At 63.9% G+C, this 26833-nt stretch carries 10 protein-coding genes; 5 read left to right on the forward strand and 5 right to left on the reverse strand.

What is annotated here, in order from left to right; genetic code table 11:
• Positions 1-124 precede the first annotated feature (124 nt).
• Together CPI83_RS14715 and CPI83_RS14720 are read right to left on the reverse strand one after the other, a co-directional pair.
• Positions 125-1672 carry an NlpC/P60 family protein gene (locus CPI83_RS14715; protein WP_029255350.1) on the reverse strand — a complete coding sequence of 516 codons (1548 nt, stop codon included), beginning with the start codon at positions 1670-1672 and terminating at the stop codon, positions 125-127.
• Between the two features lie 451 nt (positions 1673-2123).
• Entirely contained in the window at positions 2124-2714 is a 591-nt protein-coding gene (locus CPI83_RS14720) for a DUF6676 family protein (RefSeq protein WP_020969605.1), read from the reverse strand.
• Positions 2715-3170: 456 nt separating this feature from the next.
• Here CPI83_RS14720 and acnA point away from each other — a divergent pair, with 456 nt between their 5' ends.
• Positions 3171-5972 carry an aconitate hydratase AcnA gene (gene acnA / locus CPI83_RS14725; protein ID WP_019748421.1) on the forward strand — a complete coding sequence of 934 codons (2802 nt, stop codon included), beginning with the start codon at positions 3171-3173 and terminating at the stop codon, positions 5970-5972.
• Positions 5973-6073: 101 nt separating this feature from the next.
• Positions 6074-6640 carry a TetR/AcrR family transcriptional regulator gene (locus CPI83_RS14730; RefSeq protein WP_003944970.1) on the forward strand — a complete coding sequence of 189 codons (567 nt, stop codon included), beginning with the start codon at positions 6074-6076 and terminating at the stop codon, positions 6638-6640.
• A 60-nt stretch (positions 6641-6700) separates the two neighbouring features.
• Here CPI83_RS14730 and CPI83_RS14735 read toward each other — a convergent pair whose 3' ends face one another.
• The gene (locus tag CPI83_RS14735; RefSeq protein ID WP_020907739.1) at positions 6701-8332 is read right to left on the reverse strand and encodes an ABC-F family ATP-binding cassette domain-containing protein; all 1632 of its coding nucleotides are present in this window, start codon (positions 8330-8332) and stop codon (positions 6701-6703) included.
• Between the two features lie 129 nt (positions 8333-8461).
• On the opposite strand from CPI83_RS14735, the gene CPI83_RS14740 reads away from it, so the two are divergent.
• Positions 8462-9247 carry an SDR family oxidoreductase gene (locus CPI83_RS14740; protein ID WP_019748418.1) on the forward strand — a complete coding sequence of 262 codons (786 nt, stop codon included), beginning with the start codon at positions 8462-8464 and terminating at the stop codon, positions 9245-9247.
• Positions 9248-9257: 10 nt separating this feature from the next.
• Positions 9258-10388 carry a lycopene cyclase family protein gene (locus CPI83_RS14745; protein ID WP_097387370.1) on the forward strand — a complete coding sequence of 377 codons (1131 nt, stop codon included), beginning with the start codon at positions 9258-9260 and terminating at the stop codon, positions 10386-10388.
• Positions 10389-10403: 15 nt separating this feature from the next.
• Here the strand turns inward: CPI83_RS14745 and CPI83_RS14750 are convergent, their stop codons facing one another.
• Positions 10404-11375, reverse strand: coding sequence for an alpha/beta hydrolase family protein (locus CPI83_RS14750; RefSeq protein ID WP_097387371.1), 972 nt, complete (start codon positions 11373-11375; stop codon positions 10404-10406).
• A 140-nt stretch (positions 11376-11515) separates the two neighbouring features.
• Between CPI83_RS14750 and CPI83_RS14755 the strand changes: the two genes are divergently transcribed.
• A complete protein-coding gene (locus CPI83_RS14755) occupies positions 11516-12364 on the forward strand; it encodes a Ku protein (RefSeq protein WP_020907736.1) in 849 nt (282 codons plus the stop codon).
• A 1-nt stretch (position 12365) separates the two neighbouring features.
• Here CPI83_RS14755 and CPI83_RS14760 read toward each other — a convergent pair whose 3' ends face one another.
• Positions 12366-26711 (reverse strand): non-ribosomal peptide synthetase, encoded by a 14346-nt coding sequence (locus tag CPI83_RS14760; protein WP_097387372.1) that lies wholly within the window; start codon positions 26709-26711, stop codon positions 12366-12368.
• Between the last annotated feature and the right edge of the window lie 122 nt (positions 26712-26833).

The raw sequence follows: 26833 nt of genomic DNA on the forward strand, positions 1-26833 counted from the left end.
AAGTACCGACAGTAACGTGTTCCCCGTCAACTATTCCAGGTAGTTGCGCTCGATGCCGTAACACCACGTCGGGAACTTGATAGTTCCCTGACAATGCGGGTGTCAGCGGCATTTCCTCTGACGGTCAGGACACCAATCGGACGGCGTACGGCGTCATTCCGCCCCAGCGAACCGGGGAGACCATGACACTCGAACCGGATTGTGGTGCCTCGAGCATCTGCCCGTTACCGAGGTAGAGCGCCACGTGCTGGCTGGCGTTGGGGCCGTAGAAGATCATGTCGCCGCGTTTCATCTCCGAAGACGGAACCTGCGTGCCCGCGGTGTACTGATAGCCGGTGTAGTGCGGCAGCGAGATTCCGATGCCGGCGAAGGCGTAGATCATCAAGCCCGAGCAGTCGAACCCGACTTTGTTGAAGTCGCCGTAACTGTCGGCGACGCCGCCGTCACGGATGCCTCGCGTCGGACCGTTTTCGTCGCCTCCGCCCCAGGCGTACTGCACGCCGAGCTGAGACATTCCGCGGTCGATGACGGATTCGATTGCAGCGCTTCCGGTAACGGAAGGCTTCGGCGTGCTGGGCTTCGGCGTCGTCGGCTTGGGGGTGGTGGGCTTGGGCGTCGTGACCGTTTCCTCTTCGGTACCGGTCTCTTCGTCCGTGCCTGTTTCCTCGTCGGTCCCGGTTTCCTCGTCAGTCCAGGTGTCGTCGTCGTCCGGGATGACGGTCGGAGTCGGGTCTTCCACAGCGGTGTGCGGACGCTGAGCCGCTGCCAGTGCTGCAGCTCGATCCTTGGCGGCCTGGTCGGCAGCTGCGCGGGCAGCAGCCTGTGCGGCAGCTTCCTTGGCGGCAGCTTCGAGAGCCTTCTGATGAGCTTCCTCGGCGCGACGCTGCTCGTCCCACGTCGCATACGCCTGGCGTTGGCCCTGCAAACCTGCGACTGCATTGCGGGCGGCGTCGAGCTGAGCCTGAGCGGAGTTCCGCTCGGCTTCGATCGCGGCCTTCTTGGCAACCTGCTGATCGAGAGCGTTGCGCGCGATCTGAATCGCCTGCTCGGCCAGATCCTTCAGTTGTGCCGCGACCTCGGCGGCGGCGTCGGCCTGCTGCTTTGCCTGGCGGGTCGCGGAGTCCTTGTTCGCCTGCTCGGTACGTGCTCGTTGGAGACCGTCAAGCACTGCGCTTTGCGTATTGGCGAGCAGTTTGAGGACCTGCGCGCGGTCGAGGACATCGCCCGGGCCCTTGGCGTCGAGGAACGACGAGATGGACGCGGTGTTGGTGCCCTTGACGTAGCTCGAGCGTGCGTACTTGTCGAAGTCCGTCTGAGCGACCTCGATCTGCGCCGACGCGTCCTTAAGAGCTTGTTTGGTGACGCCGACGGCCTGCGCTGCGGTGTCTGCGGCGCCGCGAGCGTTCTGCAGATCCACGAGCGTCTTGTTGACGTCTTCACGCTTGATCGCAACTTCGTTGTCGAGTGCCGACAACTGTTCGTTGGCCGATGCGACTTGATTGATGAGCGCGCTGACGGTGCCGACGCTCGACGAGACCTGCGAATCGGCCGCAGCGATGTCCGAGTCACTCGGATTCGGCGGCGGCGGTGGTACGGCCGAGGACATGGCGGGCGTACCGACGATCAGGGACCCGACAACGCCGAATCCGATGACCAGTTGCGCCAGGCGCATCGACTTACGGGAAGGACCACGACGGGACTCGCCGCCACGTGTTACTTGCCTCACAAATAACTCTCCCTCGCGTGTAACGCCACGGCCCGCTGGGTCGCCGATCCGTGCGGGGAGGGAATGCGCAGACCAAGCACCGGTCGCCCACAGCCCGAGAGCTGCTCGTCGACCTGGACGTGCCGTACGAACGCCACCGTCGACACCTCGAGAACAAGGCAACCGACAAGTACGCGTCGAACAACATCAGCCTGTCTGCGACACTTCTTCCCCAAAAAGTGCCAGTTGTACCGTACGACACTCAAGCGTTCTTTGGAAACTTTAGCCACAAATAACACAAAAGGTATTTGAGCTGGTCGAATGGCATGCAGGTACCAAAAAGGGCAGGTACTCACCGCAAACAGCGGTGAGTACCTGTTTTCGACGAGTTACTGAAAATCTCGCAAAAGGACCAAGGTCAGACGGAATCGGCCCGGTGGTCGGAAGATGTCGCCGTTTCTGAAGTCGAAGCGATATGTCTGGTTTGCGCGTTTTCCGGCTCTCGCCGCCACTTGACGGCAAAGGTAATTCCGGCAATAACCGCAACCAGTGCGATCACAAGGACCGTGTAAAGCGTCCACGGCGGACCCGGCGCCACGATCTCGTGCGAGAAGCGGTCCGCGGTCACGCTCGCGCTTTCTCCGAAAGATCGGTCCTGCGCGGTTTCGAGCTGCACACGACTGATCGAGTCGCTGTAGCTACCCATCCAGTCTGGGCTCAGAACGAGAACCGTGCCGCCTTCGGTTTTGCCGACCGTCGTAGCCAGGTCGCGAAGATCGGACGGCCGGCCCGGATTTGCGTCGACCACTACGACGCTCAAGTCGACACCACGTTCACGGGCGTCGGTCACCACCGCAGTCAGCCCCACAACATCGGACTCCGGGGCGGAGACGCCGTCCGTCGAAAGGTCCGCGAGCACGTCGTCGAGATCGACATCCGACGGAACAGCGACGTGCAACGGGGACTTCACGTGCACAGGCGCAAAAGCGTGATTGGTAGGAGCAGACATCTCTCATCCGGGTGCTGTTCGGATTCCGTCCACCGCTGAGATGCGGGGAGTTCTTCCGAGGTCGTTTTTCGGCGGCCGACCCGCGACGGGCCTGCATGCAGCCTACTTCAGGTCGACTGCCACCAGGCGTCACACGCAACCGCCGCGCGTGCCGCCCGAGCGGTAACTGTGGGTGTGGTCACCCAGCCAAGCCTGCGTTGCGCAGGCCCGCAGTCTGCATGAAGATTGTTTCGGTCAACTTGCCCTGAATTCTCACAGGACAAGCGTACTGTTAGACTTGGACCAAGAGGTACCACCGGTCAGGACAGGTTCTACTGCAGCTCCGATGTTCGGACAGTTCTCACGCGAACTGTGCGATTGGCGTGAGCTACGGAGGGTCTTCCCGGCCGAAGTACCTCGCTTCAGCTGCCGACACAGCCCCGTCGGTAGCGACCCTCATAGACGAGTGGAGCAGACGTGAGCACCAGTATCGATTCATTCGGAGCCAAGGGAACCCTCGAGGTCGGTGAGAACTCTTACGAGATCTTCCGCCTCTCGGCCGTCCCCGGCACCGAGAAATTGCCCTATTCCTTGAAGGTTCTCGCCGAGAACCTTCTCCGCACCGAAGACGGTGCCAACATCACCGCGGATCACATCCGCGCAATCGCGAGCTGGGATCCCTCAGCCGAGCCGAGCATCGAAATCCAGTTCACGCCTGCCCGCGTGATCATGCAGGACTTCACCGGTGTTCCCTGCATCGTCGACCTCGCCACCATGCGTGAGGCCGTCACCACCCTCGGCGGCGACCCGAACAAGGTCAACCCGCTCTCCCCCGCCGACATGGTCATCGACCACTCGGTCATCCTCGACGTCTTCGGCCAGGCCGACGCACTCGAGCGCAACGTCGACCTCGAATACGAGCGCAACGGCGAGCGTTACCAGTTCCTCCGTTGGGGCCAGGGCGCATTCGACGACTTCAAGGTTGTCCCCCCGGGAATGGGCATCGTTCACCAGGTCAACATCGAATACCTGGCGCCCACCGTCATGTCCCGTAACGGACAGGCATACCCCGACACCTGTGTCGGCACCGACTCGCACACCACGATGGTCAACGGCCTCGGCGTGCTCGGCTGGGGCGTCGGCGGCATCGAGGCCGAGGCAGCAATGCTCGGCCAGCCCGTCTCCATGCTGATCCCCCGCGTTGTCGGCTTCAAGCTCTCCGGTGAGATCAAGCCCGGCGTCACCGCAACCGACGTCGTGCTCACCGCCACCGAGATGCTCCGTAAGCACGGCGTCGTCGGCAAGTTCGTCGAGTTCTACGGCAACGGTGTTGCCGAGGTTCCGCTCGCGAACCGCGCAACGCTGGGCAACATGAGCCCCGAATTCGGTTCCACCGCAGCGATCTTCCCGATCGACGCCGAGACCATCGAGTACCTGCGCCTCACCGGCCGCAGCGACGAGCAGCTCGCTCTCGTCGAGGCGTACGCCAAGGAACAGGGCCTGTGGCACAACCCTGACAAGGAACCCGTCTTCTCGGAGTACATCGAGCTGGATCTGGGAACCGTTGTTCCCTCGATCGCCGGCCCGAAGCGCCCGCAGGACCGAATCCTGTTGTCGGAGTCCAAGACTGCGTTCCGCAAGGACATCCACAACTACGTGGAAGAGAACTACCCGACCGAGCACACCCAGCTCGACGAGGCCGTCGAGGAGTCCTTCCCGGCTTCCGATCCCGCGGTTCTGTCGTTTGCCGACGACGGAGCGGTCGACGTTCTCTCTGCTGCCAACGGTGCAGAAGGCCGTCCGAGCAAGCCGGTCGTCGTCAAGTCCGACGCCGGTGAGTTCGTTCTCGACCACGGCGCCGTCGTTGTTGCCGGTATCACCTCCTGCACCAACACGTCCAACCCGTCGGTCATGCTCGGTGCTGCACTGCTCGCACGCAACGCCGTCGAAAAGGGCCTCGCCACCAAGCCGTGGGTCAAGACCAACATGGCTCCCGGTTCGCAGGTCGTCACCGATTACTACGAGAAGGCCGGCCTGTGGCCGTACCTCGAGAAGCTCGGTTACTACCTCGGCGGTTACGGCTGCACCACGTGCATCGGTAACACCGGACCCCTGCCCGAGGCAGTCTCGAAGGCCATCAACGACAACGACCTCTCGGTCACCGCGGTGCTCTCGGGTAACCGTAACTTCGAGGGACGTATCTCCCCCGACGTCAAGATGAACTACCTGGCTTCCCCGCCGCTCGTGATTGCATACGGCCTCGCCGGAACCATGGACTTCGACTTCGAGACCGATTCGCTCGGTAACGACACCGACGGAAACCCCGTCTACCTCAAGGACATCTGGCCGTCCACGCAGGAAATCGAAGAGACGATCAAGTCCTCGATCGACCAGGACATGTTCCGCAAGTCGTACGCAACCATCTTTGCGGGCGACAGCCGCTGGCAGAACCTCGAAACCCCGAAGGGTGACACCTTCGAGTGGGACGTGAACTCCACCTACGTGCGGAAGCCACCTTACTTCGACGGCATGACGATGGATCCGGCTCCGGTCAAGGACATCAAGGGCGCTCGCGTCCTCGCACTGCTCGGCGACTCGGTCACCACCGACCACATCAGCCCGGCAGGTCCGATCAAGGTCGGTACCCCCGCTGCGCAGTACCTCGACTCCCACGGCGTTGAGCGTGCGGATTACAACTCGCTCGGCTCGCGTCGCGGTAACCACGAGGTCATGATTCGCGGAACATTCGCGAACATCCGTCTGCGCAACCAGCTCCTCGACGACGTCTCCGGTGGTTACACCCGCGACTTCACGCAGGAAGGCGCACCGCAGGCATTCATCTACGACGCGTCGCAGAATTACCAGGCAGCCGGCATCCCGCTGGTCGTCCTGGGCGGCAAGGAGTACGGCTCCGGATCCTCGCGTGACTGGGCAGCCAAGGGCACCAGCCTGCTCGGCGTCAAGGCCGTCATCACCGAGTCGTTCGAGCGCATCCACCGCTCCAACCTCATCGGCATGGGCGTTGTCCCGCTGCAGTTCCCGGTCGGCGAGTCCGCAGGTTCGCTCAAGCTCGACGGCACCGAGACCTTCGACATCGAAGGCGTCGAGAAGCTCAACGAGGGCGTCACCCCGAAGACCATGAAGGTCACGGCGACGCGCGAGAACGGCGAGAAGGTCGTGTTCGACGCAGTCGTACGCATCGATACCCCCGGCGAAGCGGATTACTACCGCAACGGTGGCATCCTGCAGTACGTGCTTCGCAACATGATCCGGGGCTAGTCAACCGAGCCCTGCTCTAACCCACGTGGCGGACTCAGCGAGGTGCTGAGTCCGCCACGTGCGTTCAGAGCACAAAGAAAGCGCGAGACGAGGACAACAACGTGCCCAAGGTCAGTGAAGACCATCTCGCGGCACGGCGCAGTCAGATCCTTGACGGCGCCCGCCGCTGCTTTGCGGAATACGGCTACGACGGCGCCACAGTTCGCCGTCTCGAAGAAGTCACCGGTTTGTCCCGAGGAGCGATCTTTCATCACTTCAAGGACAAGGACGGCCTGTTCCTCGCTCTCGCAAGCGAGGATGCGAGCCGGATGGCAGATGTCGTCGCCGAAGAGGGACTCGTCCAGGTCATGCGGGACATGCTCGCGCAGCCCGATCAATTCGATTGGCTGGGAACGCGACTGGAGATAGCGCGTCGACTGCGCAATGACGCCGACTTCCGCGAGAAGTGGTCACAGCGCTCCGTAGAACTGACGGAAGCGACCAGTGCGCGCCTCGCCAGACAGAAATCGGCCGGGCGGCTCCGTGACGACGTTCCCACCGAGATTCTGATCGGGTATCTGGATCTGGTGATGGACGGCCTGGTCGCGAGAATCGCCTCCGGCCACGGCGTCGACAACCTGTCAGCTGTTCTCGATCTGGTCGAGGAATCGGTGCGGCGGCGAGATTGAGGGGCTTCGCCCCTGTGAGTGGTTGAGGAGTGCGGGGACTCCCTAACCACTCACAGGGGGTTAGGCGAGCTGGATCAGCTCGAGGTATTCCTGCGACCAGTGGTCCTCGTTGCCGTCGGGCAGGAGGATGACCCGCTCGGGGTTGAGTGCCTCGGCAGCGCCCGGATCGTGGGTGACCAGGACGACGGCACCGGTGTAGCTGCGGAGCGCGTCGAGCACCTGCTCGCGTGAGATCGGGTCCAGGTTGTTGGTGGGCTCGTCGAGAAGCAGAACGTTGGCAGCGGACGACACCAGACCGGCCAGAGCCAGACGCGTCTTTTCACCACCCGAGAGCGTTCCGGCCGGCTGTTCGAGCTGTGGGCCGGTGAACATGAAGGCACCGAGCAGAGAACGCAGTTCCTGCTCCCCTGTATCCGGCGCAGCGTGGCGGATGTTCTCCCACACGGACGCGTCGTCGTCGAGGGTGTCGTGCTCCTGAGCGAAGTAGCCGACCTTGAGTCCGTGACCGGCGATCAGCTCACCCGCGTCCGCCTTCTCCGCGCCCGCGAGGATGCGGAGCAGTGTGGTCTTACCTGCACCGTTGAGTCCGAGGATAACCACACGAGACCCACGATCGATCGCGAGATCGACACCGGTGAAGATCTCGAGCGAGCCGTACACCTTGGTGAGGTTCTTGCCCATCAGCGGAGTCTTGCCACAAGCGGCGGGCTCGGGGAAACGAATCCGCGCAACCTTGTCCGAGACACGTTCGGCATCGAGGTTCGCCATCAACTTGTCGGCTCGCTTGGCCATGTTCTGAGCCGCGACGGCCTTGGTTGCCTTTGCACCCATCTTCGCAGCCTGAATCCGCAGCGCACCGGCCTTCTTCTCGGCGTTCGCGCGCTCGCGGCGACGACGCTGCTCGTCCGTGGCACGAGCGTCGAGGTACTTCTTCCAGTTCATGTTGTAGACGTCGGCCTCACCGCGGACGGCATCGAGGAACCACACACGGTTGACGACGTCGTTGAGCAGGTCGACGTCGTGACTGATGACCACCAGTCCGCCCTCGTGGTTCTGGAGGAATCCACGCAGCCAGGTGATGGAGTCGGCGTCGAGGTGGTTGGTGGGCTCGTCGAGCAGCAGAGTCGTGTCCGAGCGGGCGCCGCTGCCGTCGGAGGCGGCAAAGAGGATTCGCGCCAATTCGACACGACGACGCTGACCGCCGGACAGCGTGCTGAGCGGCTGCCCGAGAATACGGTCTTCGAGGCCGAGGCTGCTGGTGATACGTGCGGCTTCGCTCTCGGCTTCGTAGCCGCCGAGGGCCGAGAATCGATCCTCGAGCTGGCCGTACTTCTTGACCGCGCGGTCCTGAGATTCCTGATCGAGCACCTCGCCCATCAGGATCTGCTGCTTCTCCATCTCGCGGAGCATCGTGTCGAGGCCGCGGGCAGAGAGAACCCGGTCCTTGGCGAGGATGCTCAGGTCGCCCTCTTTGGGGTCCTGCGGGAGGTATCCGAGTTCACCGGTGCGTACGACGCTTCCCGCATATGCCTCACCTTCACCGGCGAGGATGCGCAGAGTGGTCGTCTTTCCGGCTCCGTTGCGTCCGACGAGTCCGATCCGGTCGCCCGGCTGGATGCGCAGCGAAGGCCCGGGAGCTGTGAGAAGGGTGCGGACACCGGCACGAACTTCGAGGTCAGTGGCGGTAATCAAGCAAACTCCTCAGGAAAAACGACGAATACGGGTAAACAAGGCCTGACTACAGACACAAGAACTATCGATTTTACCGTGACCTGACGGTCGTTCCGACCAGGAGCGTGTGAGTCCGCTAACGTTCGGGACATGACTAGCGAAAACAGCACTCGTCCTCGCGACCTCGAAGGCCGCGCCGCCATCGTCACCGGCGCAAGTCGCGGAATCGGCAAAGCTGTCGCCGCCGAACTCCTCGCTCGCGGCGCCGACGTCTTGATCACAGCCCGCAAGCCGGAGCCCCTCGAGGCTGCTGCATCCGAACTGTCCGATCTGGGGCACGGCGGCAAGGTCGTCGCATTCGCGGGCAACGCAGCCGATGCCGAGGCCCGATCCGGTGCCGTCGACCGCGCCGTCGCCGAGTTCGGTTCGCTCGACATTCTGGTCAACAACACCGGAATCAATCCCGTCTTCGGTTCGCTCATGGAGGCGGACCTCGACGCCGTGCGCAAGATCTTCGACGTGAACGTGGTTGCCGCCCTCGGTTACGTCCAACAAGCACATCGGGCGTGGATGGGCGAACACGGTGGAGCCGTCGTGAACCTGGCAAGTGTGGCCGGGATCCGGTCGACGGGCGTCATCGCGGCGTACGGCGCGTCGAAGGCTGCGCTCATCCGGTTGACGGAAGAACTGGCCTGGCAACTGGGACCGAAGATTCGTGTCAATGCCGTAGCTCCCGGGATCGTCAAGACGCAGTTCGCGGCAGCCCTGGTCGCTGCCGGCGAGGACAAGGCGTCGGCGGGCTACCCGATGAAGCGGCTCGGCACCCCCGAGGACGTTGCCGGCTTGGTCGGCTTCCTCGTCTCCGACGCGGCGGCATGGATCACCGGCGAAACGGTCCGGGTCGACGGCGGTCTGCTCGCAACGGGATCGATGTAGTGCGCCGATCATGAGCACACTCGACTCCTCCGCCGACGTGGTGATCGTGGGCGGAGGGCCGGCGGGGCGGGCACTCGCGACGCGCTGTATCGCCCGGCAACTCACCGTTGTCGTTGTCGATCCGCATCCTCATCGGGTGTGGACGCCGACGTACTCGGCGTGGGCAGACGAGTTGCCGTCGTGGCTGCCGGGCGAGGTGATCGCGAGCCGGATCGAGCGCCCGAGCGTGTGGACCAGCGGGCAGAAAACGCTTGATCGCATCTATTGCGTATTGAATACATCTTTACTGCAATCATTTCTCACCGGCACATCCATAAAGGTCAGAGGCTTACGTGCTCAAACACTGTCCCCTACCACCGTCGTGTGCGTGGACGGATCGCAGCTGACGGGATCCGTCGTCGTCGACGCCCGAGGCACCGATCTGGCAGTGACAACCGCGCAGCAGACGGCCTTCGGAATGATCGTGGACCGAGCTCTGGCCGATCCGATTCTGGGCGGCAGCGAGGCCTGGTTCATGGACTGGCGAACAGACAACGGCACCTCCGACGCCGACACTCCGTCGTTTCTCTACGCGGTCCCGCTCGACAACGAGCGAGTCCTCCTCGAGGAGACCTGCCTCGTCGGCCGGCCGGCGTTGGGGTTGCGTGAACTCGAAACACGTCTGCGCACCCGACTTCACAATCGGGGCTGCGAAGTCCCCGACGACGCGCCGATCGAGCGAGTCCGTTTTGCAGTCGAAGGCCCGAGGGACTCGTCCCCGGACGCTGTCCTCCGGTTCGGCGGGCGAGGCGGTCTGATGCATCCGGGAACCGGATACAGCGTTGCCTCCTCACTCGCCGAGGCCGACACTGTCGCGAAAGCAATCGCCGACGGTGAGGATCCGAACGCGGCACTCTGGCCTCGCTCGGCCAAGGCGGTATCCGCTCTCCGCCGCGTTGGTCTGAACGCACTTCTCACCCTCGCCTCGGGCGAAGTCACCACATTCTTCGACAAGTTCTTCGATCTACCGGTCGAGGCTCAGCGGTCATACCTTTCCGATCGGCGGGACGCGGCCGCGACGGCGAAGGTGATGGCAACACTGTTCCGATCGTCACCGTGGCACGTGAGAAAGACGTTGATGCGCGCGCCGTTTTTCCGGTAACTAGATCCGCACCGACTACTGCGCTGCCATCGAGCTGGCGATCATCGGCCAGGAGTTGTGGAGGTCGTCCTGCCAGTAACCCCACGAGTGGGTTCCGGTCGGCTTGAAGTCGAAGGTCGCGGGGATGCCCAGTGCGTTCAGTCGGTCCGCCAATCCGTGTGTGCACCCGTTGACCGCGGATTCGATGATGCCGCCGACGATGATCTGATTCAGGAGTGCTCCGGGATTTCCGTTCACATCGGGCGCCTGAAGGTTGTCGTGCGGACCTGGCAGCCCGGATCCGGTGGAGACGTACAGTTCGGTCCCCCGCAGCTTCTCCGCGTTCACGACGGGATCGTTCTCGCGCCATCCCGGACCGTCGAACGGTCCCCACATGTTTGTCGGATCAGCGCCACCCCGCGCACCGACCACCAGTCGCACGTAGTCCTGACCCGGCTGGGTGGAAGTCTCCGCGCACCCACTGTAGGCCCCGACACTCCGATACAGCCCTGGGGCTGAGATCGCGAGATTGAGTACCGAGGTCGCGGTCATCGAGATCGCCGCGATGGAGTTGACCCCGTTGGTACCGAACTGCGCATCGATGACTGGCGGCAGTTCGCGAGTGAGGAACGTCTGCCACTTGTTGCGTCCGAGTGCGGGATCGTCTTTCTGCCAGTCGGTGTAGTAGCTGAACGCTCCTTCCAGCGGCGTCACGACGTTGACGTTCTTGTCGGCAAAGAAGTCCAGGACATCGGTCCGTCCTTCCCACGTCGCACTGTCCTCGCCACCACCGGCGCCGTTGAGCAGATACAACGTGGGCCGTGGGGCGCTCGTGTCGGCGGGGAGGATCACCTCGAGTGGAATGTCGCGGCCCATCGCATCGGAGTGGACGCTGATGGTTACGGTGCGTGCCGGATCTGCGTTCGCGGGCCAAGGCGCAAACAGCAGTGGAACCAGTGAAATTGCCAGCGCTGCTGCTAGGTGTCGACGGTAGGTTCGGATACTCATCGGAGTATGCCCCCAGGTGTGCGAGTCGGATTCTCGGAGCGGATACCCGCTCGCCGCGCCTCGAACCGGCCCACCCGGACGCAACGGTTCGGGATCAACCGTGAGCGTTTGCCTCGCGCAATCGGCTGGGGGCGACCATCATGGGAGGCATGCGCTCGATTTGGAAAGGCTCGATAGCCTTCGGCCTGGTCAACGTTCCGGTCAAGGTGTACTCGGCGACCGAGGACCACGACATCCGATTTCACCAGGTCCATGCAAAAGACGGTGGCCGCATCAAGTACAACCGTGTGTGTTCCGAGTGCGGAAACACGGTTCAGTTCGCGGACATCGACAAGGCGTACGACTCGGAAGACGGATCGCGCGTCATCTTGAGCGACGAGGACTTCAACAAACTCCCGGCCGCGGAGAAGCACGAGATTCCGGTGCTGGAATTCGTGCCGAACGATCAGATCGATCCGATCTTGTTCGAGAAGAGTTACTTCCTCGAACCGGATTCGGCGTCGCCGAAGGCGTACGTCCTGCTTTCGACTGTGCTCACCGAGAGTGATCGAACGGCACTGGTGCATTTCACTCTGCGACAGAAGACGCGCCTGGCCGCGATGCGCGCTCGCGACGGCGTCCTCGTGATCCAGACGTTGCTGTGGCCCGACGAAGTTCGCGCAGCAGAGTTCCCTTCACTCGACGACGTGGAGAAGCCGAAGGCCAAGGAACTGAAGATGGCGCAGACGCTCGTCGAGAGCATGGCGGGCGATTTCGATCCGACCGAGTTCACCGACGACTACCAGCTCCAACTGCGGCAGTTGCTCGACGAGATGATCGAGAACGGCGGCAAGAAGGTCATCCCCGCCGCCGAGGTCGACCAAGAGGGCACCGATGCAGAGGTGGTCGACCTCGTTGCCGCACTGCAGCGCAGTGTGGACGAAGCGAAGTCGAACGCCTCCAAGGCCGGCTCGTCGAAGTCGACGACGCCGAGGAAGAAACGAGCCTGAGTCAGCCGCGCACGTCTTGGATCTCGATCAGAGCGTCCAACTCAGCGTCGACGTCCGGGGCCGCGTGACGACCGGTTCCGACCGCCAGGTTGATCACGGGCCCGATCGCCTCCAGACCTGCCTCGGTGAACATTTCGGCGTGTGACGTGGGCACCGGACGGTCGATGATCACCCCGGACACGAACGGTCGCCACGCCGACGCCGTTCGCAGCGGGTCAAAGGTGTCGGTCTGTGCCGAGAAGAACAGCAGATCGCCCACGAACTTGCCCGGGCGGTACCGGTGGGCAAGCTCCGCGCCTGCGGAGTATTCCTCGAACAGTCGCTCGATCCGATCGCTCGAGACCAAAGGGTGATCGCCGATGGCCTCATGCAAGAGCGCTTCGGCGTCCTCCGGTGTCAGATCACGCTCGTCGGCGTCCGGGACCGAGATCCCCAACCCGCCGATCAGTTCGGCGAGAGAAGGCTGCGCGCCCGCCATCGTCGGGTCTTCGAGAACGAAGCTGTCGAGCAGAATCAGGTCGGCGACGCTCTCACCCGCTGCTTGCAACTGCACCGCCGCCGCGTGAGCGATCAATCCCCCGATCGACCACCCCAGCAGGTGATACGGACCGTGCGGCTGAACTCCGCGAATTTCCTCGACGTACCGCGCCGCGAAGTCCTCGATCAGCTCCGCCCGGAATTCGGGGTCCGTCAGAATCGGCGACTGCAGGCCGTAGAGCGGCCGGCTGGAATCGACGTACCGATCGAGTGCCCCGTAGCACCAGGCCAAACCGATGGCCGGATGGATGCAGAACAGTGGCTCGGCGCGGCCTTCCGGGCGTAGTGGCAGGACTACCGCAAGTGCGGAGGTATCCGCGTCACTTGTCATAACTGTTGCCTCGAGTTCGAAGAGTCTGCGCGCCAATGCCTCCGGTGTCGGGTCGGAGAATATCCACGCGACGGGGACGGCCATACTGGTGCGTTCCTTGATGGCAGCGACCAAACGCGTTGCCATGAGCGAGTTTCCGCCGAGTTCGAAGAAGCTCGAATCGGCGTACGTGTCTGCGTCGGCGAGATCGAGGACCTCCGCGAAAGCAGCGCAGATCGCAATCTCGTCGCTGCCTTCCGGACTGCGTCCACTCGGCGACTCCCAGAGGGGCGCAGGCAGAGCTGCGCGATCCAGCTTGCCCGCCGGTGTGGTCGGGACTGCACCGATCGTGACAAAAGCGGACGGGATCATGTGCGCAGGCAGGGATGTGCCTGCGTGGCGTCGTAGTGCGGTGACGTCGACGTCCCCGTGTGCCGGGACGACGTACGCGACGATCCGAGCGTCGACGCCGTCGCCGACGACCACGCTCACAGCCGAATGCACGGACGCCTCCGACGCCAGCACCGCGTCGATTTCACCGAGTTCGATCCGGAACCCTCGGACCTTGACCTGGTGGTCCGCGCGTCCGAGATAGACAAGCGACCGTGCGCGATCTTCACGCACAAGATCTCCGGTGCGGTACATCCGAGAGCCTTCGGGTCCGTGCGGGTCGGCGACGAACCGCGCTGCCGTGAGCGCGGGGTTGCGGAGGTACCCGCGGGCGAGACCGTCGCCGCTGACGTAGAGCTCACCGACGACCTGTCCGGGGACCGAGTGCAGTCGGGAATCGAGAACCTTCGCATCCACACCGCGGATCGGACCGCCGATCGTCACAGACTCCCCCGCGACGAGTGAATCGCTGATGGTGACTGCGACGGTGGCCTCGGTCGGGCCGTACGCGTTGAACATTCGGCGCCTCGGCGCCCACCGAGATACGAGGTCGGCGGTGCAGGCGTCGCCACCGACAACGACGGCCTCGAGATGGTCGAGACCGGCGGGATCGACAGTCGCCAGGGCGGCCGGAGTCACGAATGCATGGGTGATCATCTGCTCGTCGAGCAGTTCGTGCAATTCGACACCGCCGAGAACCGTCGGAGGCGCAATCACCATCGTTGCGCCGGCGCCGAATGCCAGAAGGAGCTCGAGGACTGACGCGTCGAAGCTCGTCGAGGCGAAGCTCAGAGCGCGAGAGTGCGCGGTGACGCCGAAACGTTCCCGCTGTTCGTCGGCAAACGCGGCCAATCCCGCGTGAGTGACCAATACGCCCTTGGGTTTTCCGGTCGAGCCCGAGGTGTAGATCAGGTAGGCCGGGTTGTCGAACTCGAGTGGCGCGTCCGGCAGTGTCTCGGAATGGACTGCCTCGATTTCGGTGGTGAATTCGACCGCGTCGAGCTCGATCCACGACGTGGCGGCCGGAAGGCCGGCCACATACTCGCCCCTGGTGATACCGAGTACCGCCCCACTGTCGGTGAGCATGTGCTCGATCCGCTCGGCGGGGTACGCCGGGTCCACGGGAAGAAACACTCCGCCGGCTTTCGCTACGGCCCAGAGCGCGATCACATAGTCGGCCGACCTCGGAAGCGCGAGTGCCACAATCATTTCCGGCGCAATCCCGCGAGCGATCAACGCAAACGCCATTGCGTCGGAGCGTCGGTCGAGTTCGCCGTACGTGAGCGTGGCGGAAGCCGCGACGTCGACGATTGCCGGAGCATGCGGATCGGCCGCGCCGCGAAGCAGCAACTCCGGCAAGGTCAAAGCATCGCCGGCCGGACGTCCGGGCAACGCACGCAGGCCACGTCCCGCAAGATCCACGTCACCGACGACGGCGGAGGGCTGGGCAGTCAGTGTCTCGATGATCGTTTCCAGCATCACCGCAAACGACTCCGCCGTATCGGTGTCGAAGAGGTCCTTCGCGTATGTGAGGGAGGCCTCGTATCCGCCGCCTTCCTCCGCGGTCTGTTCGACAACGGTGAACTGCAGGTCGTACTTGGCGATGTCCGGTGTGATCTCGTGGGCACGAACGGCAAGTCCAGGCAGGTCCCACGTCGTCGGGTGGGCGCCGTGGAACGAGATCATCGTCTGGAACACCGGATGACGGTCGGTGGTCCGGGTCGGCGCCACAACGTCCACGACCTGCTCGAACGGAATGTCCGCGTGGGCGAAGGCGTCGAGATCGACGGAGCGGACAGTACGCAGAACGTCGACGAACGTCGACCCGGGATCGACCGTCGTGCGCAGTCCGACCGTGCCCACGAACATTCCCACGAGGTCGTCGAGAACTCGGTGTCCTCGCCCGGCGACCGGAGATCCGATCACGATGTCCGTGCTTCGACTCAGCCTGGACAGCAGCACGGCATAGGCAGCGTGCAACACCATGAACGGCGTCGCCGCATTCGAGCCGGCGACCGCCTCGACCGCGATCCGGGTGTGCGCCGGAAGCGAGACCGCGGTGTGGCCGCCGCTCAACGACTGGGTGAGCGGGCGCGCTCGATCGCTCGGAAGGTCGATCAGCTCAGGTGCTCCCCGCAACGTCTCCCGCCAGTACGACGCCTGTGCCCCGAGCACGCTCTCGGATTCGTTCACAGAGCCCAGCGCTTCCCGCTGCCAGATGGCGAAGTCCGCGAAGTGCACCTCAAGCGGGGTGAACTCGGGAGCGCGTCCCGAACTTCTCGCGACGTAGGCGGTGAGCACGTCCTTCATCAACGGCGCGATCGACCATCCGTCCGCCGCGATGTGGTGGATCACGATGACAAGTGTGTGGTGCTGCGGCGTCGACTCGAGCAGGAGCGCGCGAACGGGAGATTGGGTCGTGATGTCGAATCCGCGCGACGCGAATTCTCTGGCGAGCTCTGCCGGTTCACGGGTGTCCGCATTTGCGTACTCCAGCGAGGTGAATGCATCCTGGATCACCTGGTGTGGGCCGGTGTCGGAGTCGGGGAACACCGTGCGCAGAATTTCGTGCCTTTCGATCACGTCGAGGACCGCAGCTTCGAGGGCTGGGACGTCGAGTGCACCGTCGAGGGAGATCGCCGCAGGGACGTTGTACGCGGGTGAGCCAGGATCCATCTGGTTGAGGAACCAGATGCGGGCCTGCGCGTAGGACAGCGGAACTTGCTCGGGGCGGTCGACGGCGGTGATCGGTGGTAGCGCCTTCGCCCCGGCGGATGTGTCGAGCACGGTGGCAAGTTCCCGAATTTCGGGGTGCTCGAACAGCATTCGGACAGGTACCTGCCTGCCCAACGATTCGCCGAGTCGCTGGGCCAGTCTGGTGGCGAGCAGTGAGTTGCCGCCGAGTTCGAAGAAACTGTCCGACGCACTGATCTGTTCGATACCCAGCAGTTCCGCCACGACGCCGGCAACCTGGAGTTCGGTCGCGGTGGTCAGCGGCTCGACACTCCGCTCGGACGAACGCAGTGTCGGCGCCGGCAGCGCCGCTCGGTCGAGTTTCCCGACGGGGGTCAGCGGAACGTGCTCGATCGGGGTGATCGCCGACGGCACCATGAAGCCGGGCAGTGAGCGGCGCGCATGGTTCAGCAGTTCGTCCATCTCGACCGCATCGGCGCCGAGCACGACGTACGACGCCAACATCGTCTCACCGGAAGCTGCGTCGATGCCCACGGTGACCGCGAACTCGACGCCGGGGTAAGCGCTGAGCACGGAGTCGATCTCGCCCAGTTCGATGCGGAATCCGCGCACTTTCACCTGATGATCAGAGCGTCCGACGTATTCGATCGTCTCGAGCGGCGTCCACCGAACCAGGTCACCGGTCCGGTACATTCGGGCGCCGGCCGGGCCGAACGGCGCTGCCACGAATCGCGTCGCCGTCAACGCGGGTTGGTCGAGGTAGCCGCGGGCAAGTCCGAGGCCGGCGATGTAGAGCTCACCGGTGACCCCGACGGGTACCGGCTGAGCCGAGCCGTCGAGAATTACCGCGGACACGCCGCGGACGGGTCCGCCGATGGTCACGGTCTCCCCCACCGTCAGGGCATCGCTGATGCACACCATGACCGTGGTTTCCGTCGGCCCGTAACCGTTGAACAACCGGCGACCCGGTGCCCACTTGCGGACCAGTTCGGGTGAACAGGCCTCGCCGCCGACAACGATCGACTGCAAGACGTCCAGCCCGGTGGGATCGACCGAGGCCAGCGCTGCCGGCGTGATGAACGCGTGGCTCACCTGCTGATCGGTGATCAGTTTTGCGAGGTCCTCGCCGCCGTACACATCGGGAGATGCGATCACCATCGTCGCGCCCTCACCCACGGCGAGCAGCAGTTCGAGGATGGATGCGTCGAAGCTCGGTGAGGAGAAGTGCAGCGTCCTCGACTGCGCCGAGATGCCGTAGCGCGCCGTCTGCTCGGCGGCCAATGCGCTCAGGCCACGGTGAGTGACGCTGACACCCTTGGGCTTTCCCGTCGATCCGGAGGTGTAGATGATGTAGGCGAGGTTGTCGATTCGGATCGGCGCGGCAGGAACCGGCTGCCAGACACCGTCGCCGTGGATGTCGTCCATCGTCATCCACGGAACCGGACGGGGCAGTGATTCGATCACCGCTTCCGTTGTCACTCCGCGAGTGGCTCCGGAGTCGGTGAGCATGTGCAGAATGCGATCGGCTGGGTATCGCGGATCGACCGGAACGAACGCGGCGCCGGTCAAGGAAACGCCCCACAACGCGACGATCGAGTCGATCGAACGCGGAATCGCTATCGCCACAATGTCTTCGGCGCCGATACCTTCTGTGGTCAAACGGCGGGCAAGCGCCGATGCACGGGCGAAGAGATCTCGGTAGAGCACGGTGGTGTCACCAGATCGAAGGGCCACCGAATCGCCTGAACGGGTGGCGGTCCGCGTCAATATTTCGGCCAAGGTGCGCGAACTGGTCCACGCCGGACCGCGTACCGGCATCAGCGACGCACGCTCGAGGGTGCTGAGGAATTCCATGTCGTCGATTGCGGTGTCCGGGTCTGCGGCGACGGCGCGGGCCACCGACTGCACACGTGCGGCGATCGTTTCCGCAGTGGAAATGTCGAAGAGCGCCTCGGCAAACCTGAGCGACCCGGTGATCTCCGCGTTCTCGGAATCGCCTGCCAGCAGTGTGAACTCGAGGTCGAACTTCGCGACGGACGGTTCGAGCGCTTGCGCCTCGAGATGCGCGTCGTGGACGGTTACCTGCGGCGAGACCACATTCTGGTGGTACGACAGCATGACCTGAAACAGCGGGTGTCGCGTAGTTGACCGGTCGAGATCGAGGGCGTCGACCAGCACCTCGAATGGCAACTCGGGGTGCGCGAGGGCGGCAAGGTCGCGTTCACGGACGACCTCGAGCAGGGAGGTGAACGACGCTCGGTGATCGACCGGTGTGCGAAGCGGTACCGAATTGACGAACATCCCGATCAGGGAATCCAGTTCGGGTCGGCCGCGGCCAGCCACCGGAGTGCCGACCACCACGTCGTCGGTAGCACCGAGACGCGCCAGAACAACCGTCAAGATCGCGTGTACGACCATGAATTGCGTCGTGCCACTGCGCCTTGCCAAGGCGGCGAGCCGCTCCCCGGTCGCCGCGTCGATGACGATCGGCACCGATCCGACGGCGGTCGTGGTGACAGATCCGCGTGGGCGATCCACCGGTAGCAGTACCTCGTCCGGGGCACCAGCCATGGCAGCGGTCCAGAAGGTCAGCTCGCGGGCAACCAGAGACTCCTGGTCGTCGATCTGCCCGAGCGAATCTTGCTGCCACACCGCGTAGTCGGCGTACTGCACGTCGAGCGGTGTGAAAACCGGGGCGTCTCCGACGACGCGTGCGGAGTACGCCGCGACGAAATCTGTCGCGAAGGGAGTCAGGGACCAACCGTCGAAGGCGATGTGATGGATGACGACGACCAGTACGTGAGCGAAAGTGTCCTCGCGCACCAGCATGGCCCGAATCGGCAGATCCGAACCGAGATCGAACCCACGCGCCGCGAACTCCGTCGTCGCGGATTCGATACCTTCGGATCCGCGGTAGCGCTCGACGGAGAACTGCACGTCGGAAATTGCTCGGATGACCTGGCTCGGGCCGTCGGCGCTGTCGATGTAGATCGTTCGAAGCACCTCATGGCGTGCAATGACGTCCGCAAGCGCCTCCTCGAGTGCATCGCCGTGGATGTCTCCGGTGATCCGGATCGCGAACGGAATGTTGTAGACCGCGGACTGCGGGTCGAAGCGATTGACGAACCACAGCCGCTGTTGCGCAGCGGAGAGCGGTAGTCGGTCCGGGCGAGCACCGGCGCTCAGGGCAGGTCGATCGTCTGATTCTTCGGCGCTCGCCGCCAGACGTGCAGCGAGCGCTTCGACGGTCGGCGCTTCGAAGATCGAGCGCACGTCCACAGCGAGTCCCGTCGCTGCGCTCAACCGCGCGGACACCTGCGTCGCGACGAGGGAGTTGCCCCCGAGATCGAAGAAACTGTCTCCGGCCCGGACCTCGGGTACGTCGAGCAGTGAAGCGAACACGTCGGCGACGGTGCGTTCGAGCCCGGTCTCGGGTTCACGACCCGTACCGAGGACTTCGCGCGGTATCGGCGTCGGCAATGCTCTCCGATCGAGTTTGCCGACCGGAGTCAACGGAATCGCGTCGATCGGGGTGATCGACGACGGAATCATGTACCGCGGCAGCGTGTCGGCGAGTGCCGCAAAGAGCGACTCGATATCAGCGTCGCCGCTGAGCAACACGTACGACGCCAGAGTGGTGCCTGCGGCGGATTCGACGGGAATCGTCGTGGCGAAGTGAACGAGAGGGGAATCCATCAGAGCAGCGTCGATCTCGCCGAGTTCGATGCGGAACCCGCGGATCTTGAGCTGATGATCGCTGCGGCCCACGTAGCGGAGGGTCAGGTCCTTGGTCCAGCGGACCAGGTCACCGGTTCGGTACATCCGGGCACCGGGCGTCGAGTACGGATGCGCGACAAAACGATCCGACGTCAGCGCGGGACGAAGGTGGTAACCACGTGCAAGCCCCGGCCCACCGATGTACAGCTCGCCGACGCCGCCGATCGGGACCGGTTGCAGCCGAGCGTCGAGCACCACGGCGTCGATTCCGCGGATGGGACCGCCGATGGTGATCGGCTCGCCCGGTGAGAGTGGGTCACTGATGGCAACCATGACAGTGGTTTCGGTCGGACCGTATCCGTTGTGCAGTCTGCGCCCGTTGCCCCAGCTCGAGACCAATTCCGGGGTGCACACGTCGCCGCCGACGACTACGCATTCCAGTGCCGTCACGCCCGCCGGATCGACGGTCGCCAGAGCAGCCGGAGTGATGAAGGCATGAGTGACCTCGCGGCTTCGGAGGAACTCGCTCAACGCCTCCCCTCCGTAGATGTCGGGAGGGGCGATCACCATCGTCGCGCCGGTCGAACCGGCGAGCAGTAGCTCGAGTACGGCGCCGTCGAAGCTCGGTGACGCAAAATGCAGAGTCCGCGACCCGGCGGTGATCCGGTACCGATCCTGTTGTTCGCGAGCGAGATTGGCCAAACCTGCGTGAGTGACGACGGTGCCCTTCGGCACTCCGGTCGAGCCGGAGGTGTAGATGACGTACGCAGCCGACGCCGCAGTGATCGACGCTGTTCTGTCCGCGTCGTCGATGGCAGCGTCGTCGATGGCAGCGTCGTCGATGGCAGCGTCGTCGATGGCAGCGTCGGAGTAGGCGGCACATTCTGCAACCGTGTCCGCGTCGCCGAGGTCGATCCAGGCTGCGACGTTCCCGCCGGTTGCCGGACCGGCCGCAACCTCGGCGGACCGAATTCCGATCCGCACACCCGAATCCTCGAGCATGTGCGCAACTCGATCTGCGGGATAACGGGGATCGACCGGGACGAAAACGCCACCGGCTTTGGTGACCGACCAGACTGCGAGCACGGAGTCGACCGATCGGGCGACGGCCAATGCGACCGGTGTCTCGGGGCCGACGCCCAGGTCCATGAGGTATCGAGCGATCCGATTCGATCGACGCTCCAGCTCCCCGTACGAGAGTGAGCGCTCGGAGTCTTCGAGGGCGATCGCGTCGGGATACGTCCTCGCGGTATCCCCGAGGATCTGCGCCAGCGTCGATTCGCCCACCGAAGCCACGCCGCGCCGCGGCAATATCGCGGCACTCTCCCGGGATCCGAGTACACGAAGGTCACCAATCGGTGCAGTCGGTTCCGACACTGCCGATTCCACGAGGGTCACGAAGTTTCGCGCCAAGGCTTCGACGGTCGCGTTGTCGAACAGGTCGGTGGAATAGGTGAACGTGGCATCGATTCCAGCTGCGGTCCCGGACTCGTGACGTTCGGTGACGGTGAGCTCGAGGTCGAACTTGGTCAGCCCCGTCTCGACTGCCCGCGCCGTCATCGACACCCCGGCCAGTTCGGCTGTGTGAGCGGTGGTTATCCGAGAGGTGATGGCAGCTTGAAAGACCGGATGGTGCGCAGGCGAGCGGTCCAGTTCGAGCGCGTCCACGACGACGTCGAAAGGCACGTCCGCATTGTCGAAGGCATCCACGTCGACGGCCCTGACTTGCGACAGGTGCGCGGCGAACGTCGCGTCCCGATCGACGACGGTCCGCAAGGCCAGAGTGTTGACGAACATGCCGACGAGCAGATCGAGAGATCTGTCCCCTCGTCCTGCCACCGGTGTTCCGATGACGATGTCGTCCGTGCCGCTGTACCTGGCCAAAAGCAGGGCGAAGCACGCATGCAGGGCGATGAACGGCGTGGCGTCGTGATCGCCGGCAAGTACAACGAGCTTCTGATGAGTGGAAGCGCCAATTCTGATGTCGACTCCGGCCCCGCGCATGGTCGGGTCGAGTGGGCGCGGACGGTCCGTCGGCAGGTGGAGTTGCTCGGGCGCTCCCGCCAGCTGCTGCTTCCAGAACGCGATCTGTGAGTGGGCAAGCGAATCGGTGGATGCCGCGTCGCCGAGGTGTTCTCGGTGCCAGAGCGTGTAGTCGGCGTACTGCACCGGAAGGGGCGCCCACTGCGGGCTGTTGCCGCCGACGCGGGCGGCGTAAGCGCCGGTGAGATCAGCAGCCAACGGCGCGAGCGACCAGCCGTCGGCCACCATGTGGTGCAGAACTACGACGAGGACTGCTTGCCCGTCATCGCCGTCCTTGCCATCGCCTTCCTCATCGTCGGCGACAGTGATCAGCAGGTAGCGGACCGGGCGTTCGCGGACCAGATCGAAACCCGCCGAGGAGAATTCGAAGATCACACTTTCGAGATTCTCGCGTTCCACTTCGATCGACTCGAGCCCCGCGATACCCTCGCCCAGGCCCAGAACCTTCTGCGTTGCGTTGTCCCCGATTTGAGGAAACACGGTGCGTAGTGACTCGTGACGTGTCACGACGTCCACGATCGCGGCGCTCAGTGCGTCGGGATCGACGTCGCCGCGCAACGACACCGCCAACGGAATGTTGTATGCACCTGATTCCGGTGCGACGCGGTTCAGGAACCACAGTCGCTGCTGCGCGGGAGCGAGAGGTAGTACCGCCGGCCGGGCCACGACCTGGATACCGTCAGCGTCCGGGGTCTGGGCGGCACGCTCGATCGTCGCCGCGATCCCGGACACCGTGGGATGGTCGAAGAGCGCACGCAGTGGCATACGAACTCCGGTGGCTTCGGTCAAGCGCGCCACAGCCGTCGTCGCTACCAGCGAGTTTCCGCCCAAATGAAAGAAATTATCGTCGAGCCCGAGCGGTCCGCTACCCAGGATGTCAGCCAGAACCGCGGCTACCTTGCCCTCGGTCGGGGTCGTCGGGGGCCGGAAGACCCTGGTGGAGGCGAGGATCGGCGACGGCAGCGCACGCCGGTCGAGTTTTCCGTTGGTGGTCAACGGAATCGAATCGATGACCATGAAGGCATCGGGAACCATGTAGGTCGGGAGGGCTTCGGCGGCGTGCGCGCGAAGGGCTTCGGCGTCCACGGCGTCCGAAGCGGTCACATAGGTCACGAGAGCGCCGCCGGCCGGCGTCGGAGCCACGACGGTCACGGCGTCGTCGATTCCCGGCGCGCCGAGGATGACGGAGTCGATTTCGCCGAGTTCGATCCGGAATCCGCGGATCTTGACCTGCGCGTCGCCGCGTCCGAGGTACTCGAGTTGTCCAGGCGCAATCCATCGTGCGCGGTCACCGGACCGGTACAACCGTCGTCCGCCGGCATTGAACGGATCGGCAACGAACCGGCCCGCGGTGAGGTCTGGTCGGCCCAGATAGCCACGGGCGAGTTGACCGCCGGCGACATAGATCTCCCCCGCAATCCCCACCGGGACCGGGGAGAGATGCTCGTCGAGCAGGTACACACGAAGTCCGTCGATCGCGTCACCGATCCGGCTGCCGGTAACCGCACTCGCGCTCGCCCGGTCGATTTCGAGATGGGTGACATGCACCGTCGTCTCGGTGATGCCGTACATGTTGACGAGTGCGGGCCCGGATTCCGTGTGATCGTCGTAGCCCGCGTGATTGTCATACCAGCGCCCGAGGCGACGAAGATCCAAGGCTTCGCCACCGAAGATCACGTACCGGAGCCGGGTCGCCGAATCGGCCCGAAGGTCGGCTTCGATGTACTGGTAGAAGGCCGAGGGCGTCTGATTGAGCACGGTGACGCCTTCTGCGGCGACGAGCGCGCGGAAGGCATCGGGGTCGCGTGAGACTTCGTGATCGACCAGAACCAGCGTTCCACCGTGGAGCAGCGCGCCCCACATTTCCCACACCGAGAAGTCGAAGGCGAACGAGTGGAACATCGTCCACACGTCGTTGCCGTCGAATCCGAATTCGACCTGCGTGTTCTCGAACAATCGCACCACGGTGGCGTGGGTAACCGAGACGCCCTTGGGTCGGCCCGTCGACCCCGAGGTGTAGATCACGTACGCCAGATTGTCGGCTCCGTGCCCGCGCGGGCACTCATCGGTTTCCAGACCCTCACCGGAGTACTCGTCGGAGTCGACCCCGACGACCACCACGTCAGAGTTCGGGAAGGCGGAGTTCGGGAAAGTGGAATCGGAGATGACGCACACCGGTTGCGCATCCTCGACCACGTATGCCAAACGCTCGGCGGGGTGCGCACGATCGAGTGGGAGGTATCCGCCGCCGGCCTTCACTACCGCGACAGCGGCAACGATCATGTCCACCGATTTCGGCAGCATGATTCCGACCAACGACTCGGATTGCACGCCATGCTCGACGAGCTTGCGCGCCAACTGATTCGATCGTCGATCGAGTTCGCGGTACGACACGCGCTCGCTACCTGCGACAACGGCGATCGCTTCCGGGGTCGCCCGAATGCGGTCGGAAAGGATGTCGGAGAGTGTTCGGACCGGGGTAATCGGCAGAACGGGCGGCACCAGCGCCTGGCGCGCGTCCGGGCGGAGTAGATCCACTGAGCCGAGTGCCGAGTGCGGAGCACCGACCATCGCGGTCAAGATTCGTAGATAACGGTCGGCGAGGTCCTCGGCTTGCTCCTTCGTGCCGAGCCAATCCAGAACACCGGAGATCGGCTGATCGAATTCGGCATGCTCACCAGTCGGAATCGCCAGGGAGACAAACAGTTCGGGCACGGTGGCCAGATCCGATCCGATAGGCGCACCGACCATGAGCCCCGGAAATCTCGGGTGAGCATCCAGCGGCTCCTCGAAGCAGACCATCGCCCGGAACAACGGGCCCGTCTCCACCCAGCGGCCGTCACCGAGTGCGGCGGTCACCGAAGACAGAAGAATGTCTGCGTGTTCGAAAGCTTCGATTGCGACGGTGTCCACCGCACCGACCAGGTCGTTGAGCGTCATGGTGTTCGACACCGTCGAGCGAAGCACCAACTGGTTGGCGAACATCGAGACGAAATCGTCCGGGTTCGAGGCACCGTACCCGCGGACCGAGACGCCGATCGACACCTCGTCAGCCGAACCGACGCGGCGCAGCAGTCCCGCCATCGCAGACTGGAACAGCACGAACAGACTCGTGTTCATCGTCGTCGCCATCGTCTCGAGGCGGCGGCAGAGGTCGGCCTCGATCTCGAGGGGCGTGGACGTCCGACCGGATCCGGCGACGACCGGCAAACCCAGATCCTCGGCGGGGTTCGACAATGTCGAAGACCAGTACTCGACGTTGCGGGCGTGTTGAACTTCGGCGATCCACTTCCCCGCGGCGTCCGGGTCGATGTCCATCAATCGAGTTCCCGATTCCGCAGCGCAGAACAATTCGAGGAATTCGAGGAAACGTCGGTGGTGACGCGTGATGTCCTCGTTGGTGTAGAGGTCTGGGTTCGCGGCGAAGTCGATCTGGATCTCTTCGGCTGCGGAAGTCTGATAGACGTTGACCGAGAGGTCTTCGATCGGCCCGGTCGAGATCACGTTCAGTTCGCCGTGCGCGTCCCCGAGAGTGATTCCCGAGTGGAACAGCATGAGGTTGATCAACGGCCCGTGGAAGCCGCGTCCGTCGGCGATGCTGTGATCACCGGCGTTGAGGTCGCGTCGCAGGTCCTCGTGGCGGTACTTCTGATGACGCAGTGCGCCGGTGAGTTCGATCTTCACCTCGTGCAGCAAGTCTCCCACCGCGAAGTGCGGATCGACACTCGCACGTATCGGGACGACGTTCGACATCATTCCGCCGGACCGGCGAGCAGCTTTTGTCGTCCGCCCCGAGACCGGCAAGCTGAGGACCACGTCGCGGGTCCCGGTGGCCCGGGCGAGGTAAGCCGCCAGTGCACCGATCACCACTGACGACGTAGTCACGTGGTGAGCGACGGCAAGCCTTTCGAGGGAGCTTCGCAGTTCCGTAGGTACCGTCGCCGACCGTAGGCGTGACCATGCCTGCGACGGAGCAGTCGAGGACGCGAGCGAGGTTCCGCCCGGCTTGTCGGCCATCTTGGTGTTCCAGTAGTCGCGATCGCGTTCCCACCGGGAAGAGCCCAGATAGTCGGCCTCTGCCTTCACCAACGATTGGAGGGGGGCAGTTACCGCTGGGGGAACTGGCAGATCCCGCACCGCGGCGGTGTAGATCTCGGCTGTGCGGTTCATCATCGACATCGCGCCGAAACCGTCGAGCGCCACATGATGAATACGGCTGTACCAGTAGTAATGGTCGTCGCGAAGCACCAGGACTGCCAGCCTGACCAGGCGATCGGTGAACGGATCGATGGCAGCAGTGTGCTCTTTGCGCATCCATTCTCGCGCCGCCGATTCCGGATCGGATTCGGCGCGCAGGTCGACCACGTCGAGGGAGTCGTCCATGTCGAGATCGAGCCACTGACGCGCAACCCCGTCCACCTCGACCAGGCGCAGGTATCCGGAGCCGATCTCACGGCCGGTCTGTTTACTGGCAGCGGTCAGCAGCTCGATGTCGAGCGGGCCGTCCACGTCGACGTACTGAGCGATGCTGACGGGAATCTCGGGTCGAAGCTGTTGTGCGACAAGCAGGGAAAGTTGCGCGGCAGAAAGAGGGAAGGTGAGTTCGTCGTCCGGACGAGCTGCGGAAACGATTCCTCGGTCGGGACTGCCATCCACACGAATCTCCCTCTTACAACTTGATCATGATGCAAACAGGTATATGCGTCCGCTGGACGCTTCGAACTGATCGGGGCACTTCGAAATGAGACGAATACATTGGAAAGCTCGGGTGGAAACTG

Origin of the sequence: Rhodococcus sp. H-CA8f (assembly GCF_002501585.1) — a bacterium.
GTDB lineage: Bacteria > Actinomycetota > Actinomycetes > Mycobacteriales > Mycobacteriaceae > Rhodococcus_F > Rhodococcus_F erythropolis.

Excerpts from the sequence above, each read along its gene's own strand:
- CPI83_RS14715 (WP_029255350.1), bottom strand. The coding sequence starts at position 1,672 with ATGCGCCTGGCGCAACTGGTCATCGGATTCGGCGTTGTCGGGTCCCTG.
- CPI83_RS14720 (WP_020969605.1), bottom strand. The coding sequence starts at position 2,714 with ATGTCTGCTCCTACCAATCACGCTTTTGCGCCTGTGCACGTGAAGTCC.
- CPI83_RS14740 (WP_019748418.1), top strand. The coding sequence starts at position 8,462 with ATGACTAGCGAAAACAGCACTCGTCCTCGCGACCTCGAAGGCCGCGCC.
- CPI83_RS14745 (WP_097387370.1), top strand. The coding sequence starts at position 9,258 with ATGAGCACACTCGACTCCTCCGCCGACGTGGTGATCGTGGGCGGAGGG.
- CPI83_RS14750 (WP_097387371.1), bottom strand. The coding sequence starts at position 11,375 with ATGAGTATCCGAACCTACCGTCGACACCTAGCAGCAGCGCTGGCAATT.
- CPI83_RS14755 (WP_020907736.1), top strand. The coding sequence starts at position 11,516 with ATGGGAGGCATGCGCTCGATTTGGAAAGGCTCGATAGCCTTCGGCCTG.